Origin of the sequence: Mycobacterium sp. 852002-53434_SCH5985345, assembly GCF_001667155.1 — a bacterium.
In the GTDB taxonomy this organism is placed as follows: Bacteria; Actinomycetota; Actinomycetes; order Mycobacteriales; family Mycobacteriaceae; genus Mycobacterium.
On the sequence record NZ_LZIE01000039.1, the window covers coordinates 152131 to 168727 of the forward strand.

Annotated in this window: 17 protein-coding genes; 4 read left to right on the forward strand and 13 right to left on the reverse strand. The window is 69.4% G+C overall.

The genetic code is table 11. The features are described 5' to 3' along the window. The first annotated feature begins 93 nt into the window (after positions 1-93). From A5756_RS08540 to A5756_RS08550, 3 genes are read left to right on the forward strand one after another with little or no spacing between them, the layout of a single operon-like run. The gene (locus A5756_RS08540; protein WP_066950438.1) at positions 94-408 is read left to right on the forward strand and encodes a putative quinol monooxygenase; all 315 of its coding nucleotides are present in this window, start codon (positions 94-96) and stop codon (positions 406-408) included. Beyond that, positions 405-1226 (forward strand): mycofactocin-coupled SDR family oxidoreductase, encoded by an 822-nt coding sequence (locus A5756_RS08545; protein WP_066950641.1) that lies wholly within the window; start codon positions 405-407, stop codon positions 1224-1226. Before A5756_RS08540 ends, A5756_RS08545 begins: the two co-directional genes overlap by 4 nt. A gap of 4 nt (positions 1227-1230) precedes the next feature. After that, positions 1231-2103 carry an SAM-dependent methyltransferase gene (locus tag A5756_RS08550; protein WP_066950441.1) on the forward strand — a complete coding sequence of 291 codons (873 nt, stop codon included), beginning with the start codon at positions 1231-1233 and terminating at the stop codon, positions 2101-2103. A 6-nt stretch (positions 2104-2109) separates the two neighbouring features. Here A5756_RS08550 and A5756_RS08555 read toward each other — a convergent pair whose 3' ends face one another. The 9 genes from A5756_RS08555 to A5756_RS08595 all read right to left on the reverse strand — a co-directional run bounded on the left by A5756_RS08555 (position 2110) and on the right by A5756_RS08595 (position 11332). Beyond that, on the reverse strand, positions 2110-3786 hold the full coding sequence (locus A5756_RS08555; RefSeq protein ID WP_066950444.1) for a ribonuclease J: 1677 nt from the start codon (positions 3784-3786) through the stop codon (positions 2110-2112). Positions 3787-3805: 19 nt separating this feature from the next. Then, positions 3806-4708 (reverse strand): 4-hydroxy-tetrahydrodipicolinate synthase, encoded by a 903-nt coding sequence (gene dapA, locus A5756_RS08560; RefSeq protein WP_066950447.1) that lies wholly within the window; start codon positions 4706-4708, stop codon positions 3806-3808. Positions 4709-4789: 81 nt separating this feature from the next. After that, positions 4790-5542 (reverse strand): FAD-dependent thymidylate synthase, encoded by a 753-nt coding sequence (gene thyX / locus A5756_RS08565; protein WP_066950644.1) that lies wholly within the window; start codon positions 5540-5542, stop codon positions 4790-4792. Positions 5543-5552: 10 nt separating this feature from the next. Then, positions 5553-6614 carry a restriction endonuclease subunit S gene (locus A5756_RS08570; RefSeq protein ID WP_066950450.1) on the reverse strand — a complete coding sequence of 354 codons (1062 nt, stop codon included), beginning with the start codon at positions 6612-6614 and terminating at the stop codon, positions 5553-5555. Next, positions 6611-7984, reverse strand: coding sequence for a type I restriction-modification system subunit M (locus A5756_RS08575; protein ID WP_066950453.1), 1374 nt, complete (start codon positions 7982-7984; stop codon positions 6611-6613). The genes A5756_RS08570 and A5756_RS08575 overlap by 4 nt, the downstream gene beginning before the upstream one ends. Next, complete coding sequence (locus tag A5756_RS08580; protein WP_197505402.1) at positions 7984-9231, reverse strand: winged helix-turn-helix domain-containing protein; 1248 nt, start codon at positions 9229-9231, stop codon at positions 7984-7986. The genes A5756_RS08575 and A5756_RS08580 overlap by 1 nt, the downstream gene beginning before the upstream one ends. 18 nt (positions 9232-9249) lie before the next feature. Continuing rightward, positions 9250-9951 carry a DivIVA domain-containing protein gene (locus A5756_RS08585; protein ID WP_066950456.1) on the reverse strand — a complete coding sequence of 234 codons (702 nt, stop codon included), beginning with the start codon at positions 9949-9951 and terminating at the stop codon, positions 9250-9252. Positions 9952-10037: 86 nt separating this feature from the next. Then, positions 10038-10535, reverse strand: a complete 498-nt coding sequence (locus tag A5756_RS08590; protein WP_066950459.1) for a dihydrofolate reductase — start codon at positions 10533-10535, stop codon at positions 10038-10040. Next, positions 10532-11332: a thymidylate synthase gene (locus A5756_RS08595; RefSeq protein ID WP_066950462.1), complete on the reverse strand. Its 801-nt coding sequence runs from the start codon at positions 11330-11332 to the stop codon at positions 10532-10534. The genes A5756_RS08590 and A5756_RS08595 overlap by 4 nt, the downstream gene beginning before the upstream one ends. Before the next feature lie 42 nt (positions 11333-11374). Here A5756_RS08595 and A5756_RS08600 point away from each other — a divergent pair, with 42 nt between their 5' ends. Beyond that, entirely contained in the window at positions 11375-12124 is a 750-nt protein-coding gene (locus tag A5756_RS08600) for a dienelactone hydrolase family protein (RefSeq protein ID WP_066950465.1), read from the forward strand. On the opposite strand, the gene A5756_RS08605 is transcribed toward A5756_RS08600, so the two are convergent. From A5756_RS08605 to A5756_RS08620, 4 genes are all read right to left on the reverse strand, one after another. Continuing rightward, positions 12113-13327 carry a glycosyltransferase gene (locus A5756_RS08605; RefSeq protein ID WP_066950653.1) on the reverse strand — a complete coding sequence of 405 codons (1215 nt, stop codon included), beginning with the start codon at positions 13325-13327 and terminating at the stop codon, positions 12113-12115. The two genes, A5756_RS08600 and A5756_RS08605, sit on opposite strands and share 12 nt — an antisense overlap. A 194-nt stretch (positions 13328-13521) precedes the next feature. Then, the gene (locus A5756_RS08610) at positions 13522-14613 is read right to left on the reverse strand and encodes an acyl-CoA dehydrogenase family protein (protein WP_066950468.1); all 1092 of its coding nucleotides are present in this window, start codon (positions 14611-14613) and stop codon (positions 13522-13524) included. After that, positions 14610-15803 carry an acyl-CoA dehydrogenase family protein gene (locus A5756_RS08615; protein ID WP_066950472.1) on the reverse strand — a complete coding sequence of 398 codons (1194 nt, stop codon included), beginning with the start codon at positions 15801-15803 and terminating at the stop codon, positions 14610-14612. The genes A5756_RS08610 and A5756_RS08615 overlap by 4 nt, the downstream gene beginning before the upstream one ends. A 2-nt stretch (positions 15804-15805) precedes the next feature. Continuing rightward, the gene (locus A5756_RS08620) at positions 15806-16576 is read right to left on the reverse strand and encodes an SDR family oxidoreductase (protein ID WP_066950475.1); all 771 of its coding nucleotides are present in this window, start codon (positions 16574-16576) and stop codon (positions 15806-15808) included. Positions 16577-16597: the final 21 nt, after the last annotated feature.

Genomic DNA, 16597 nt, shown 5'->3' on the forward strand with positions numbered 1-16597 from the left:
GGCCACTCGGCTGCGTGGGTAGGGTGGCAACCGGTGATTTAGATAACAGAAGTCATGCGCGTCACCACCCCGTAGCCCCCAGGAGGCCCCAGCATGCCCGTCGTCGTCGTTGCCACAATGACCGTTAAACCCGAATCGGTCGACGCAGTCCGCGACATCCTTACGCAGGCTGTGGAGGAAGTGCACAACGAACCCGGCTGCCAGTTGTACTCGCTGCACCAATCGGGCGAGACCTTCGTCTTCGTCGAGCAGTGGGCCGATCCCGAGGCGCTGAAGGCCCACAGCACCGCTCCCGCCGTCACCAAGATGTTCACCGCGGCCGGCGACCACCTCGCCGGGGCGCCGGACATCAAGATGCTGCAGCCGGTTCCCGCCGGCGACCCGGACAAGGGTCAGCTCCGGTCCTGATGACGCGGCCCCTCGAAGGCAAGATCGCCTTCATCACCGGCGCGGCGCGCGGCCAGGGACGCGCCCACGCCGTGCGGCTCGCCGCCGACGGCGCGAGCATCATCGCGGTCGACCTGTGCGACCAGATCGCCAGCGTGCCCTATCCCCTGGCCACCGAGGACGACCTCGCGCAAACCGTCAAGCTGGTCGAGGACACCGGCGCCCGGATCGTGGCCGCCCGCGGCGACGTGCGCGACCGGGCCTCGCTGTCGGCCGCGCTGCAGGCGGGCCTGGACGAGTTCGGCCGGCTCGACATCGTCGTGGCCAACGCAGGTATCGCACCGATGCAGTCCGGCGACGACGGCTGGCGCGACGTCATCGACGTCAACCTCACCGGCGTCTACAACACCATCAAGGTGTCCATCCCGACCATGGTCAAGCAGGGCACCGGCGGCTCGATCGTGCTGATCAGCTCGAGCGCCGGACTCGCCGGCGTCGGCAGCCCGGACGCCGGTTCCGTCGGCTACGCCGCCGCCAAGCACGGCGTGGTGGGGCTGATGCGGGTATACGCGAATCTGCTTGCCACACAGTATATCCGGGTCAACTCGATCCATCCTTCCGGTGTCGAGACCCCGATGATCAACAACGAGTTCACCCGGGAATGGCTGGCCAAGATGGCCGCCGCGACCGACACACCGGGCGCCATGGGCAACGCCATGCCGGTGGAGGTGCTGGACGTCGAGGACGTCGCCAACGCGGTGGCGTGGCTGGTGAGCGACCAGGCCCGCTACATCACCGGGGTGACGCTGCCGGTCGATGCGGGCTTTTTGAACAAGTAGTCGAATGGCACGAAATCCCGCCGCGCAGACCGCTTTCGGCCCGATGGTGTTGGCCGCCGTCGAACAGAACGAGCCACCGGGCCGCCGCCTGGTGGACGACGACCTCGCGGAACTGTTTCTGCCGGCGCCGCTGCGCTGGCTCGTCGCGGCCACCCGCGTGGCCCCCGTGCGCCGCTTGATGGTCCGCGGATCGGAGTGGACCGGCCGCGGCCTGTGGGCGAACCTGGCCTGCCGCAAGCGTTTCATCGGCGACAAGCTGGCCGAGGCGCTCGAGGGCGTCGACGCGGTCGTCATCCTCGGCGCCGGATTGGACACCCGCGCCTACCTGCTGACCCGCCAAGTCCGCATCCCCGTCTTCGAAGTCGACCTGCCGGTCAACGTCGCCAGGAAGGTGAAGACGGTCCGGCGGGTGCTGGGCGGGCCGCCGATGTCGGTGCGGCAGGTGGCGTTGGACCTGGCGCGCGACGACTTGCTGACCGCCCTGGCCGAGCACGGCTACCGCACCGATTACCGGGCCTTCTTCATCTGCGAAGGAGTCACCCAGTACCTGACCGAAGCAACCGTTCGCCGGACGCTGGAGGGGTTGCGCGCGGCCGCGCCGGGCAGCCGTCTGGTATTCACCTACGTCCGGCGGGATTTCATCGACGGTACGAATCGATACGGCACTCGCACGCTCTATCGCAGCGTCCGCCAGCGCAGGCAGTTGTGGCACTTCGGGTTACAACCCGAGGAGGTCGGCGAGTTCGTCGGCGAATACGGCTGGCGGCTGCTGGAGCAGGCCGGGCCCGACGAACTCCTCGAGCGTTACGTGGAGCCCACGGGTCGCAAGCTGAAGGCCTCGCAACTGGAATGGTCGGCCTACGCGGAGAAGCTCTAGGGCGGGTCAGACCTCGATGACCGTCGGCACGATCATCGGTTGCCGGCGGTACACCTCGCCCACCCACTTGCCGACGGTGCGGCGCACGGCCTGCGCGATGCGGCCCGGATCGGTGATGTTGTCCGCGGCAAGCAGTTCCAGCTCCGCCTCGACCCGGCGCCCGGCGGGCTCCAGCGCCTTGGGGTCTTCGGAGAAGCCGCGCGAATGCAAGTGCGGCGCGGCCACGGGGCGCCCGGTGCCGCGCTGGACGACGACGGTCACCGCGACGAAGCCCGACGACAGGATGAGCCGTTCCCCCAGCGTGATGTCGCCGACGTCGCCGCTGATCAGCCCGTCGACGAACATCTTGCCGACCGGAACCGCCCCGGCGATCGACGCCGTGCCGGCGACCAGGTCGACGCTGACGCCGTTCTCGGCCAACAGGATCGACTCCTCCGGCACCCCGGTGCTGGCCGCCAGCTTGGCGTTGGCGCGCAGCATCCGCCAGGTGCCGTGCACCGGCATGACGTTGCGCGGCCGCACACCGTTGTAGAGGAACAACAGCTCGCCGGCATACGCGTGGCCCGAAACATGCACGCGTGCTTGGGCGTTCGTGACGACGCGCGCCCCGATCTTGGCGAGCGCGTCGATCACGCCGTAGACCGCCTCCTCGTTGCCGGGGATCAGTGACGACGCCAGCACGATCAGGTCTCCCGCGGTGAGCGTGATGCTGCGATGCTCGCCGCGCGACATCCGCGACAGCGCCGACATGGGCTCGCCCTGGGTGCCGGTGGTGATCAGCACCACCCGCTCGGGCGGCATCATCTCGGCGGCGCCGATGTCGATCACGTCGGAATCGGCCACCCGCAGGAACCCCAGCTCGCGGGCGATGCCCATGTTGCGCACCATGGACCGCCCGACGAACGACACCCGCCGGCCCAATGCGACCGCGGCATCGATGATCTGCTGTACCCGGTCGACGTTGGAGGCGAAGCAGGCCACGATCACCCGGCCCTCGGCGCCCCGGATCAGGCGGTGCAGCGTCGGTCCCACTTCGCTCTCCGACGGTCCGACGCCGGGGATCTCGGAGTTGGTCGAGTCGCACAAGAACAGGTCCACACCGGCGTCGCCGAGCCGCGACATGCCGGGCAGATCGGTGGGCCGGCCGTCCAGGGGAAGCTGGTCGAGCTTGATGTCGCCGGTGTGCAAGACGGTTCCCGCGCCGGTGTGCACGGCGATCGCCAGCGCATCCGGGATCGAGTGGTTGACGGCGAAGTATTCGCACTCGAAGACGCCGTGGGTGCTCCGCTGGCGTTCGCTGACCTCGACGAACACCGGCTTGAGCCGGTGCTCGCGGCATTTCGCGGCGACCAGCGCCAGAGTGAACTTCGACCCGACGACCGGGATGTCGGGGCGCAGCTTGAGCAGGAACGGGATGCCGCCGATGTGGTCCTCGTGCGCGTGGGTCAGCACCAGCGCCTCGATGTCGTCGAGCCGGTCGGAGATGTGGCGCAGGTCCGGAAGTATCAGGTCCACCCCGGGCTCGTCATGGGTGGGGAACATCACCCCGCAGTCGATGATCAGCAACCGGCCGAGATGCTCGAAAACCGTCATGTTCCGGCCGATTTCGCTGATGCCACCGAGCGCGGTGACCCGCAACCCACCAGTGGTCAAGGGACCAGGAGGGGCGAGGTCTACATCCACTTACGGGCCACCCTCTGGCTCACCGGAGCACCGAAGCCGCGCGCATATCGGCGGCCAGCGCGTCGATCTGCTCGGGCGACGCCGGCATTTGCGGCAGCCGGGGATCGCCGACTTCGATGCCCTGCAGACGCAGACCCGCCTTGGACATCGTCACGCCGCCCAGCCGGCTCATCGCGTTGCACAGCGGGGCGACGGAGACGTTGATCTTCCGCGCGGTGGCGATGTCGCCGGAAGCGAAGGCGGACAACATCTCTCGGAGCTGACCCGCGGCCACATGGGAGATCACGCTGATGAAGCCGGTGGCGCCCATGGCCAGCCACGGCAGGTTCAGCGCGTCGTCCCCGGAGTAGTAGGCCAGCCCGGTCTCGGCGATGATCTGACCGCCGCTGTGCAGGTCGGCTTTGGCGTCCTTGATTCCCACGATGTTCGGATGGGCGGCGAGCGCACGGATGGTCTCGGTCTCGATCGGGATCACCGAGCGCGGCGGGATGTCGTAGAGCAGCACCGGCAGGTCGGTGGCGTCGGCGACGGCGGTGAAGTGCGCGATGAGGCCGCTCTGCGGCGGCTTCGAGTAGTAGGGCGTGACCACCAGCAATCCGTGGGCGCCCTCGGCCGCGCAGGCCTTGGCCAGCCGGACGCTGTGAGCGGTGTCATAGGTGCCCGCGCCCGCGATCACCCGGGCGCGGTCGCCCACCGCCTCCAGCACGACGCGGAGCAGTTCCCGCTTCTCGTCGTCAGTGGTGGTCGGCGACTCGCCGGTGGTGCCGGAGACCACGAGGCCGTCACACCCCGCGTCCACCAGGTGGTTCGCCAGGTGTGCCGCGGCGGCGGTATCGAGGGAGCCGTCGGGAGCGAACGGTGTCACCATCGCGGTCAGCACGGTTCCCAACTGGGCCGGGGCGTCGAATCCGACGGTGCTCACGGTCCTTAGGTTACCTGGCGGCGGCAAGGTATTTGGCAACGGCGCGGACGTGCGTTGCCGGGGCGGCGGGGGTGGTCAGCCTCAGGCTTCGGTCGCCAGCGGGCTGGTGGCTACCTCGGTCCCGTCGGCCAGCGTCGAGATCTCGAAGTCGGCGAACACCGCGGGCACGGCGTCGGCGAGCTGACGCAGGCACTCGATGGCCAGCCGCCGGATTTCCACGTCGGCGTGCTCACTGGCGCGCATGGCGATGAAGTGCCGCCAGGCCCGGTAGTTGCCCGTCACGACGATGCGGGTCTCGGTCGCGTTCGGCAGCACCGCCCGGGCGGCCTGGCGCGCCTGCTTGCGCCGCAAGACGGCGTTGGGTTGGTCGGCGAATTTCGCCTCGAGCTTGGCCAGCAAATCGGCGTAGGTGGCCCGGCTGGCGTCGGCGGCCTCGGTCAGGATCCGGCGCAGTTCGGGGTCGTCCTCCATGCCCGGGGGCACGACGACTCGCGAGTCGCCCTCCGGCACGTAGCGCTGCGACAGCTGCGAGTAGGAGAAATGCCGGTGCCGGATCAGCTCGTGCGTGAGCGATCGCGAAATGCCGGTGATGTAGAACGACACGCTGGCGTGCTCGAGCACCGAAAAGTGCCCGACGTCGATGATGTGCTTGATGTAGCCGGCGTTCGTCGCGGTCTTGGGATTGGGTTTCGACCAGCTCTGATAGCACGCCCTGCCGGCGAACTCGACCAGCGCCGCGCCACCGTCGGCGTCGGTGGTCCACGGCACGTCCGGCGGCGCCAGGAACTCGGTCTTGGCGATCAGTTGCACGCGTAGCGGCGCGGTCTCGGCCACGGCGCTCACCTTAACGTGGCGACCGCACCCGAAGCTCACCCGATATCAGCGGGGCCAGCAGCGCGTCGCGGACGGCGGACAGCCGCGCGTTCTCGGTGCGACGCGCGTCGCACAGCGCCCCCATCTCGGTGATCGTCTGCAGGGCCGCGGTCGGCAGGCGCCGGACGTCGGGGACCATAACGTCCAACAGATCGCGCGGCTGGATGCGCTGATGGCTCCCCGAAGTCCCGGCCACCCGACGTTGCAGCCGTTCGGAGACGTCGGGTTGCCGCACGGCCGACCACAAAGCCGAGGCGTCGACGCCGCTCGGTTTCAGGACGACGAACTCGCTGCTGGCCACGGCCATCTGGGGCGGCAAGGTCAGCACGTTCCAGATTCGCGGAATCCGGGGATTGAGCTTGGCGAACAAGACGCACGGCTCCGACAGCAGGAATTTGCCGCTCCTGATGGATTCGGCGCCCACGGGGCGCGGCCGCGCCCCGTCGTCGAAGGCCGCAAGGCTGAAGTGCGCGACCACGTCGTCGAACTCGGCCACGTCGAGGAACACCGTCGACCGGCCGGCGAGGCTGGACAGCGGCACGCGTTCGTGGGCCGACTCCGCGATGGCGACCATCACGTTCTCGGCGGTCTCGATCACCCGTTCGTTGGCGGACACTTTGTCGTCGAGGGAGCCGAGCAGTTCGGCGATCGCCTGGCGCTGCGGCGCGCCCACGCTGCGCACCGCAACGTCACGCAGGATGCGCTGGCTGAGCAGCGGCTGCCCCGATCCACCGCGGTGATCGCCCAGCCGGCAGGTTTGCAGCGCGTAGTACCAATACCGTGTCTCGCGTGGGTCTTTGGCCCGGCATACCAGTGCGTTCTCGGTGACCCAGACGTCGGAGGCGCAGTACCGCAGGCTGCCGCACCGCGACCCGACGCGCCCGAGGACGATCAGCGGGCCGGCCGCGTTGGGTTCGGCCGTGTAACCGATCGCCCCGTTGGCGCCGTACACACGGAAGCGTGCGCCGGGTGCCGGCGGCGGCGCACTGCCGCCGGTGCTGAAGGCCAGGTGGTCACCCAGTGTGGTGGTCAAGTCAGGCGCTCCAATTGTTGGCGCACAACGCCTTCCAGGCGGGCGGATTCGTCAAGTGCCGCGAGCAGGTCGCCGGTCAGCCGGGCGATCTTCTGCTCCACCGGCTCGCCGTCGCCCTCGGGGTCGGGCGCCCCGACATACCGTCCCGGCGTGAGCGGGTAGCCTGCCGCGGCGATCTCGTCGAGCGACGCGGAGCCGCAGAACCCCGGAACATCTCGATAGGTAAGGCCTTTCGCGGCAGCCGATTCCGATCCGCGCCACGCGTGATACGTGTCGCCGATGCGGACGACCTCCTCGTGCGTCAGCGCCCGCTCGGTGCGGTCCACCAGGTGGCCGAGCCCGCGGGCGTCGATGAACAGCACCTGCCCGGACCGCTCGCCCTTGTCGGTGTCGAAGAACCACAGGCACACCGGGATCGACGTGCTGCGGAACAGCTGCCCGGGCAGCGCGACCATGCAACACACCAGGTCGGCGTCGACGATCCGCGCGCGAATTTCGCCTTCCCCGGCCACGTTCGACGACATCGAACCGTTGGCCATGACGACGCCGGCCTTCCCACCCGGGGCCAGTTTGGACAGGACGTGCTGAATCCACGCGTAGTTGGCGTTCCCGGCGGGTGGGACACCGAAGCGCCAGCGCGGGTCACGCTCGTCGCGGGCCCAATCCTTGATGTTGAAGGGCGGATTGGCCATCACGTAATCCATCTGCACGCCGGCGTGCTGGTCGTCGACGAACGTGTCGGCCCACCTCACGCCCAGCCCGGAGTTGTCGATGCCGTGCACGGCGAGGTTCATCTTCGCCATCCGCCAGGTCTGTTCGACGCTTTCCTGACCGCAGATCGTGATTCCGGCGGGGTCGCCGTCGTGTTCGGCGATGAACCGCTCGGTCTGCACGAACATCCCGCCCGATCCGCAGCACGGGTCATACACCCGCCCGTTCGAAGGTTCCAGAACCTCGACGATCACGCCGACCACGCTGGGTGGGGTGAAGAATTCGCCGCCGCGGCGCCCTTCCGCGCGCGCGAAATTGCCCAGAAAGTACTCGTACACCTCGCCCAGCACGTCACGGGCGTGGCCAAGCTCACCGAATCGCGCCGTGTCCAGCAGGCCCAGCAGCTCACCGAGACGGCGAGGGTCGAGCTTCTCGTATAGCCGCGGCAGCGTCGCGACCTCCATCGCGTCGTCGACGAGCCGGCCGATGTCGGGCGATTCCGCGTTGTGCACCAACAACTTCCACTGCGCATCGAAGGCATGCTTGAGGAACACCAGCCCGAGAACGACGTCCTTGTACTGGCCGGCAGATAGGGAGCCGCGCAGTTTGTTGGCCGCCTTCCACAGCGTGTTTTTGAGCTCTTTGTCCGTCGCCCGCATCAGCCGGCCGCCCGCAGATCGGCGGCCAGGTCGCCCCGGGTGGCGACGCTGAACCCGCCCAGACCCAGCCACGACGCCATCGACTGCAATTCGCCGGCCAGCGCCTCGACGACGCGCGGTCGCGGCGCGTCGGGTTCGCCGAACGCGCCCACGACGCGCAGCGTGTCGCCGGCCCGATCGGCCTTGAGGTCGACCCGCGCCACCAGCTGCCCGTCCATCAGCAGCGGCCACACGTAGTAGCCGTACTGGCGCTTGTGGGCCGGGGTGTAGATCTCGATGCGGTAGTGAAATCCGAACAGCCGCTCAACCCGGGGCCGAAAGAAGATCAGCGGGTCGAACGGACACAACAGCGCGGTCCCCCGGTCGGCTCGCGGCACCGCGCGCCCGGTGCGGAGATAGGCCGGCGCGGGCCAGCCTTCGACGTCGACCCGCTCGACCTCCCCCGCGGCCACCAGGTCGGCGACCGCCGGCTTGACCTGCTGGGCCGACAGCCGGAAGTAGTCGCGGATGTCGGCCTCGGTTCCCACGCCGAGCGCGGTGGCCGCCCGCAGCGTGAGTTCCCGGACGGCCTCCTCGTCGTCGACGTCGCGCGCCAGCACGCTCGCCGGCAGCACCCGTTCCACCAGGTCGTAGTGCCGTGCGAAGCCCACCCGGGTGGCCGTCGTGAGCACGCCGGACGCGAACAGCGCCTCGGCGACCCACTTGGTGTCGCTGCGGCTGCCCCACCAGCTTCCTCTGGGCCCACGCGGTTCGGCCTCGAGATGGGCCTCGATCTGTCCGGCAGTGCTGGGCCCGAGCTCGGCGACGGCGGCGACGATCTTGTCAGCGAGCTGGGGATTGGCCTTGACGATGTGCACGCCCCAGCGGCCGTGCCGGTACTGGCGCATCCGCCAGCGCAGCAGCGGCCAGTCGTCGACGGCCATCAGCGCGGCCTCGTGCGCCCAGTACTCGGCCAGCAGCCGCGACGCGCGCGGCCCCCAGGCGGCGCGGTCCAGCACGTCGCGGTCGTAGGGGCCGAGCCGGCTGAACACCGGCGCGTAGTGGGCGCGCACCGCGACCGAAACCGAATCCAGTTGCAGCACTTGGATTCTCGATATCAGCCGCTTCAGGTGCGCGCGGGTGATCGGACCGGCGGGCCGTTGCTCGCTAAAGCCTTGGGCCGCAACGGCGATCCGTCGGGCTTGCGCGGCCGACAGCCTGGGGGTCCGGATCGACACGGCGCCGAGAATACCGCTCGGGTGCGACAGCGCCCGGCGGCGACGCGGCTAGCCCGTGCTGACTTTCCCGTCCAGCGGCACCACGACGCTCGGCTCCGGCGCGTTCTTCTGCTCCTGGTAGGCCGACTCGAGAGCGGCCGGGACCGCTTCGAGGTCGCGGTACACGCCCATCAGCTGCTCGAGGACGTTGATCCGTTGCTTGATCGCCTCGTCCGCCGCGCGCCGGGCCTGCTCACGGTAGTGATCGGCCTCGCGCTGGGCGTCGCGCCACGCCTTGTCGATCGCCGCTTCGGTGTCGGCGCGCATCCCGGCCAGTTCGGCTTCGAGCTGCTTCTTGGCTTCCTGGTAATCGGTTTCCATGGCTTTCCGCTGCTCGGCCATCGCCGCCAACTCCTCTTCGTGCTTTCGCTGCGCGGCCTCGACCTCGGCCTCGGCCGCTGCGATCAGCGCGTCCGCCTCGCTCCGCGCCTCGGCCTGCATCTCGGAAACCTCCTCGACCGCACGCTGCAGCATCTTCGCCATCCGGCGCTGCACCGCGTGGGGTGAGGGTGAGGTGTCGGTGAGGACGGCGACCTCCTTGCGCAGCGCGGCCGTCTGGTCGCCGGCTTCCTTCAGCCGGGACCTCAGGCTCTCGACATCGTCGAGCAGCAACTGCTGCTTGGTGGTCAACATCTCGATGTGGGCATCGACCGCGGCCGGGTCGTAGCCCCTGAACATGCGAGTGAACGCTTTCGTGGGTTCGGTTATCACTGCCAATTCCCCCTCCTGGCAACGTGTGGTGACGCGGAGAGACCGACCCCCGCGTCCGAGTATGTCACGGGCGCGCAGGCCCACGCCTATGCCCGACGGTAGCTGTGCAGCCGGTATCGCAGCCCCGTGCGGCTGACCTGCCACTCCCCCGTCTCACCCAGCCAGGCGTCGTCGAGCACAGGCGCCAGCGCGTCGTCGTCGTCGCGCCGCAGGTCGACTTCGACCTCGGTGACCTCACACCGCGTGGCGTGGGGCAGCGCGAGCAGATAGACCTGCTCGCCACCGATCACCCACGTCTCGGGCTCGGTCTCGGAACCGGCAAGAGCCGCCTCGAGCGATCCGACGACCTGTGCGCCGTCGGCCACGAAGTCCCTCCGGCGCGAGAGTACGACATTCCTGCGACCGGGCAGCGGCCGGACCTTGGCAGGCAGCGACTCCCACGTGCGCCGGCCCATCACCACGGTGTTCCCGATGGTCAGCTCTTTGAAGCGGGCCAGGTCCTCGGGTACTCGCCACGGGATGTCGCCACCACGGCCGATGATGCCCGACGTCGACTGCGCCCACACCAGGCCGAGGTCGGTCATACAGCGACGGGGGCTTTGATCGCGGGGTGCGGGTCGTAGTTCTTCACGACGACATCGTCGTAGGTGTAGTCGAAGATCGAATCCCGGTGTCCCAGTAAAAGTTCCGGATATTGCCGCGGCTCGCGGCTGAGCTGGGTGCGCACCTGCTCGACGTGGTTGTCGTAAATGTGGCAGTCGCCGCCCGTCCAGACGAACTCACCGACCGACAGACCGGCCTGGGCGGCCATCATGTGGGTGAGCAGCGCGTAGCTGGCGATGTTGAACGGCACACCGAGGAAGAGGTCGGCGCTGCGCTGATACAGCTGACAGCTGAGCCGGCGGTCGGCCACGTAGAACTGGAAGAACGCGTGGCACGGCGGCAGCGCCATCTGCGGGATCTCGCCGACGTTCCACGCCGACACGATGATGCGCCGCGAGTTTGGGTCGCTGCGCAGCAAGTCCAGCGCCGCGGTGATCTGGTCGACGTGCTCACCCGTCGGCGTCGGCCAGGACCGCCACTGCACGCCATAGATAGGCCCGAGATCGCCTGTCTCGCTTGCCCATTCGTCCCAGATGGTGACGCCGTGCTCGTGCAGCCAGGCGACATTCGAGTCGCCGCGCAGGAACCACAGCAACTCGTAGATGACCGACTTCAGATGCACCTTCTTGGTGGTGAGCAGCGGGAAGCCGGCCGACAGGTCGTAGCGCAACTGCCGGCCGAACAGGCTGCGGGTCCCGGTGCCGGTGCGGTCGGCTTTGGCCGTGCCCCGCTCGAGCACCAGGCGCAACAGGTCCTCGTATGGCGTCGGGATCGGCACGCGGCCAGCTTAGCTCCCGGGGCCAGGAGTAGAACGGGTCCCATGCCGAACATCATCGACACCATCGCCACCGCTGACGGGACCTGCACCGTCCACTTGTTCACCCCCGATGGTCCGGAATCCCAAGTTCCGTGGCCCGGCGTGGTCATGTACCCCGACGCCGGCGGATTGCGCCACACCTTCGAACAAATGGCGGCCAAATTGGCCGGATACGGCTACGCCGTGCTTCTTCCCGACGTGTACTACCGCAGCGGCGAGTGGGCCCCGTTCGACATGGCCACCGTGTTCGCCGACGAGAAGGAACGCAGGCGGCTGTTCGGGATGATCGGCAGCATCACCCCGGACAAAATGGCCGGCGACGCCGTCGCCTTCTTCGACTACCTGTCGGCCCGGCCGGAGGTGTCCGGGGAGCGCTTCGGCGTGTGTGGCTATTGCATGGGCGGCCGTACGTCCTTGGTGGTCGCCGGTCGGGTACCCGAGCGCGTCGCCGCTGTGGCGTCCTTCCACGGCGGCGGCCTGGTGACCGACACGGCGGACAGTCCGCACCTGCTGGCCGACCGGATGCGCGCGACGGTGTATGTGGGTGGCGCCAAAGATGACGCGTCCTTCACGCACGACCACGCCGAGCAGCTCGACAAGGCGCTGACCGCCGCCGGCGTGCAGCACACCATCGAGTGGTATCCGGCGGCCCACGGGTTCGCGGTTCCGGACAACGCGCCGTATGACCCGGCCGCGGCGGAGCGGCACTGGCAGGCCATGACCGAGGTCTTCGGTTCCGCGTTACCGCGCTAACCCGTCCAGCAGCAGCGTTGCGGCCACCGCCGCGCCGTCGGTGCGGATCTTTGCGGCCACGGCACCCGCCCGCGCACGGATATCCGGCGACAGGGCCGTCTCGAGCGCGGCCGACAGCGACTCGGCGGTGGGCGCCGGGCCGTCGTGCGCGACACCGATGCCCAGGTCCGCCACCCGGCCCGCCCAATACGGCTGATCGGCCCCCTGCGGCAGTACCACCTGCGGCACACCGGCCCGCGCGGCAGTGGTCGTGGTGCCCGCGCCGCCGTGGTGCACGACTGCGGCGACGCGGGCGAAGAGCGCCCGGTGGTTGAGCTCACCGACGGCGAGGCAGTCGTCGCCGTCGTCCACCGGGGCCAGGCCGGACCAGCCCCGGTAGAGAATCGCCCGGCGGTCATGGGTGCGGACGGCCTCGACCACCGCCCGGGAGAGGTCGGTCGCGGCGCGCATCGGCATGCTGCCGAAGCCCACGTACACCGGCGCCGAGCCGGCGTCGAGGAACTCCGCCACGTCGGCAGGGAGGGGACGTTCGTCGGGCAGCAGCCACGCCCCGGTCTGGACCACATCGAGCCCGCTTCGCTCCGGCCACGGGCCCAGCGTGGGATCAGCCGCCAGCCATGGACGCTCGGTGAGGGCGTAGTCGCGGATGTCATCCACCGGCGGCAGACCCAGCGACGCGCGGTGGTCGTTGAGCGTCGGGCCGAGCAGCGTGTTCATCTGCTGGGCGTCCCTCCGCCACAGCACCCGGTTGTCGATCAAGCCGGGCGGAAACTGGCCGGCATACGTAGGGGGCAGGTGGTGCGGTGACGGCAGGATGGTCGGTTGGTAGCTCACGTAGACGTAGGGAATGCCCAGGCGCTCGGCCACCGACCGCGCGCCCGCCGCGACCGGCGGGAAGCCGGTGGCCACCAGCAGGTCACATCCGTCGGCCGCGGCGGCCACCGTGTCGAATTGCGCGGCCACCAGCCCGTCCAGGTGCCGGCGGAGGTCGTCTTCGGACGGCGTGAGGCCGGCCGCCATCGCACGCCACAAATCGCCGAATGGCACCAGCGACAGGCCGTTGCCGGCCAACAATTCCGCGAATTCCCGGTCCGGCGGCGCGCACACCCGAACCTGCGCGCCGAGCGCCCGCAACTGAACCCCGAGCGCCGCAAGCGGTTCGACCGCCCCGCGCGAATCGTGAGTGGACAGCAACACCCGCATTCCGACGTTCTTCACCTCCGGCGTGCGGTCGGCCGCCTCGTCGCCCACCGCGGACCGACACCTTCGCATGAAACGGCGGCCCGTGGCCCGCGTCGATCAGGAAGGAGATTCCGATGACTCCGCGAATACCGCGGCAAAATAACGGAGTTTGCCCTCCGCGGCGGGCCGCGGGGAAAAAATCAATCCGAGCCCAACTAGGTCGGGGGCAGGCCCACCAATTCGGCCAGCCGGGCGCGGTGACGGTAGGCGGTGCCGAAGATCAACTGGTCGCTCTTGGCGCGCTTGAGATAAAGGTGCGCCGGATACTCCCACGTCATGCCGATGCCGCCGTGCAGCTGCACGCACTCCTCGGCCGCATGCACGGCGGCGCCGCTGCAATACGCCTGCGCGACGGCGGCCGCGACGGCCGCGTCTTCGTCCCCGCGGGCACACGTGTCGGCGGCGTAGCGGGCCGCCGCCGTCGCGGCGCCGATTTCGAAATACAGATCGGCCAACCGGTGTTTGATCGCCTGGTACGAGCCGATCGCGCGGCCGAACTGCTTGCGCTGCTTGGCATATTCCAGCGTGGTCTGGAAACACCAAAGGGCGACGCCAAGCTGTTCGGACGCGAGCAGGGCCGCCCCCGTACGCAGCGCCTCGGTGACCGCCCCGGCGGCCGGCCCGACGCGAGACGAGGCGACCGCCGAAAAGCGCACATTCGCAAGGGGCCTCGTCATGTCCAGCGCCAGCAATGGCGACACCTCCACACCGGCCGCGGTGCGCGAGACGGTATGCAGCTCGTGTCCGTCCGGACCGGCAACCGACACCACCAGCACGTCGGCCTGCGCGGCGCCGGCGACGCTGGTGACCGATCCGCTCAGCCCGTCTGCGCCGCCGGCCACCGCCCCGGGCGGATCCCCGGGCGCGGTCGAGAGCGGCACCACCAACGCCGCGGTCAGCTCGCCCTCGGCCAGCGCGGACACGGTCTCGGTATCGCCGGCCTGCAACAGCGCAACGGTGGCCAGCACCGCGCTGGACAAGAACGGCACCGGCGCGACGGACCGGCCGATCTCCTCCATGACGACCGCGGCCTCGCGGGCACCCGCCCCCGCCCCGCCAAGCGACTCCGGAACCAGCAGGCCGGCCACCCCGAGCTCGACGGCCAGTGTCCGCCAGACGCTTGAGAAGTCTTGCGGTTCGGGGTCATAGGCGCGGGCGACCGATTCGGGCGGGCAGCGGTCGGCGAACAGATGCCGAACGCTGTCGCGCAAGGCCTCCTCGGTGTCCGAGTACAGCAGGTCACTCACCGGTCCAGGTCCTTCCAGGCGACGTCTTTGTCGACGCGGTGCTCGCCCGGCAGGCCGAGAATGCGCTCGGAGATGGTGTTGCGCAGGATCTCCGAGGTGCCGCCCTCGATCGAGTTGCCGCGAGCCCGCAGATAGCGGTATCCGGGCTCGCGCCCGACCAGATCGACGACTTCGGTCCTGCGCATGGTCCAGTCGTCGTACCGCAGCCCCGCCTCGGCGTGCAGCTCGATGTCGAAGCCCGAAATGGCTTGCGCCAGCTTGGCGAAGGCGATTTTCATGCCGGCGCCCTCCGGTCCGGGCTGACCCACCTGGGCCTGCTGCCGCAGCCGCTCGCCGGCCAGGCGAAGGACTTCCGCGTCGACCCACAGCTTCATCAGCTCGTCGTGCATCGCGGGATTGCGCAGCCCGGGGTCATCCCGCCACGCCTTGGTGACCTTCCCGATGATCCCGCCCTCGCGCGGCGTTCCGGCGCGCGTACCGATCGCGACGCGCTCGTTGTTGAGCGTGGTGGTCGCGACCCGCCAGCCGCCGCCGACCGGGCCGAGCCGGTTCGCGTCGGGCACCCGAACATCGGTGAGGAACACCTCGTTGAACTCCGCCTCGCCGGTGATCTGACGCAGCGGGCGCACCTCGACACCGGGCTGCGTCATGTCGCACAGGAAGTACGTCAGGCCAAAGTGTTTGGGCACCGTCGGGTCGGTGCGGGCAACCAGGATGGCCATCTGCGCGTGCTGCGCCATCGATGTCCAGACCTTCTGCCCGTTGACAATCCAGTCGTCACCGTCGCGGACCGCTCGGGTGGCCAACCCGGCCAGGTCAGAGCCCGCGCCGGGTTCGCTGAACAACTGGCAATACACTTGCTCACCGGTGAACAAGGGGCGCAGGAACTTTCGTTTCTGCTCGTCGGTCCCGAACGCCGCGATGGTGGGCGCCGCCATGCCCATCCCGATGAAGTTCTTCGCGGTGCCTCCCACCGGGGCGCCGGCGGCCGCCAGCTGGGCGTCGACGAGTTCCTGGGCCTTTCGCGGCAGGTCCAGCCCGCCGAAGCCGTGCGGCAGGTGCACCCAGGCCAGGCCCGCGTCGTACTGCGCGCCAAGGAATTCGCGCGGATCGGTGGCGGCCGGGTCATGCTCGTCCAGCAGCGCCTGCACCCGCGCCTTCAGGTCCGTCGCCAATTCATCGGAGCTCATGGCTAGCCCTGCGGTCGAAAGCCCTGTGCCGCACCGAGCAGCAGGCCGCCGTCGATCACCATCGTCTCGCCGGTGATCCAGCTCGCCGCGTCGGAGACCAGGAAGGCCACGGCGGCGGCCACGTCGATGGGCTCACCGATGCGGCCGAGCGCGATCGACGACGCGAGCGGGTCCTCGTGGTCCTTCCACAGCGCCTCGGCCAACCGGGTCCTGACGACCCCCGGGGCGATCGCGTTGACCCGGACCCGGGGCGACAGTTCCAGCGCCAGCTGCTTGGTGACGTGGATCAGCGCCGCCTTGGTGGCGTTGTACATGCCCATGGCCGGCGATTGGTGCAGGCCGCCGATGGAGGCGGTGTTGACGATCGCGCCGCCGTGCTCGCCCATCCACGACTTGACGACGAGCGAGGTCCACAGCAGCGGCGCCCAGAGGTTGACGTCGAAGATCTTGGTGAAACGGGCGTGGTCCTGGTCGATCAGCGGGCCGTACGCCGGGTTGGTGCCGGCGTTGTTGATCAGGATGTCCACGCTGCCGAAACGCTCGCATGTGAGGTCCACGCAGCGCCGGGCGGCGTCCTCGTCGACGGCGTGCGCGCCGACGCCCAGCGCGTTGCCGTCCACCTGCGCCGCGGCCTCGTCGGCGGCCTCCTGCTTGCGGGCGGTGAGCACCACGTTGGCCCCGGCGGCCGCGAGCTGTTGGGCGATCGCGAGCCCGATCCCGCGCGATGCGCCGGTGACGATCGCGGTTCGGCCGGTCAGATCCAGTGAGGTCATCGAGCTGCGCCTTCCGTCGCG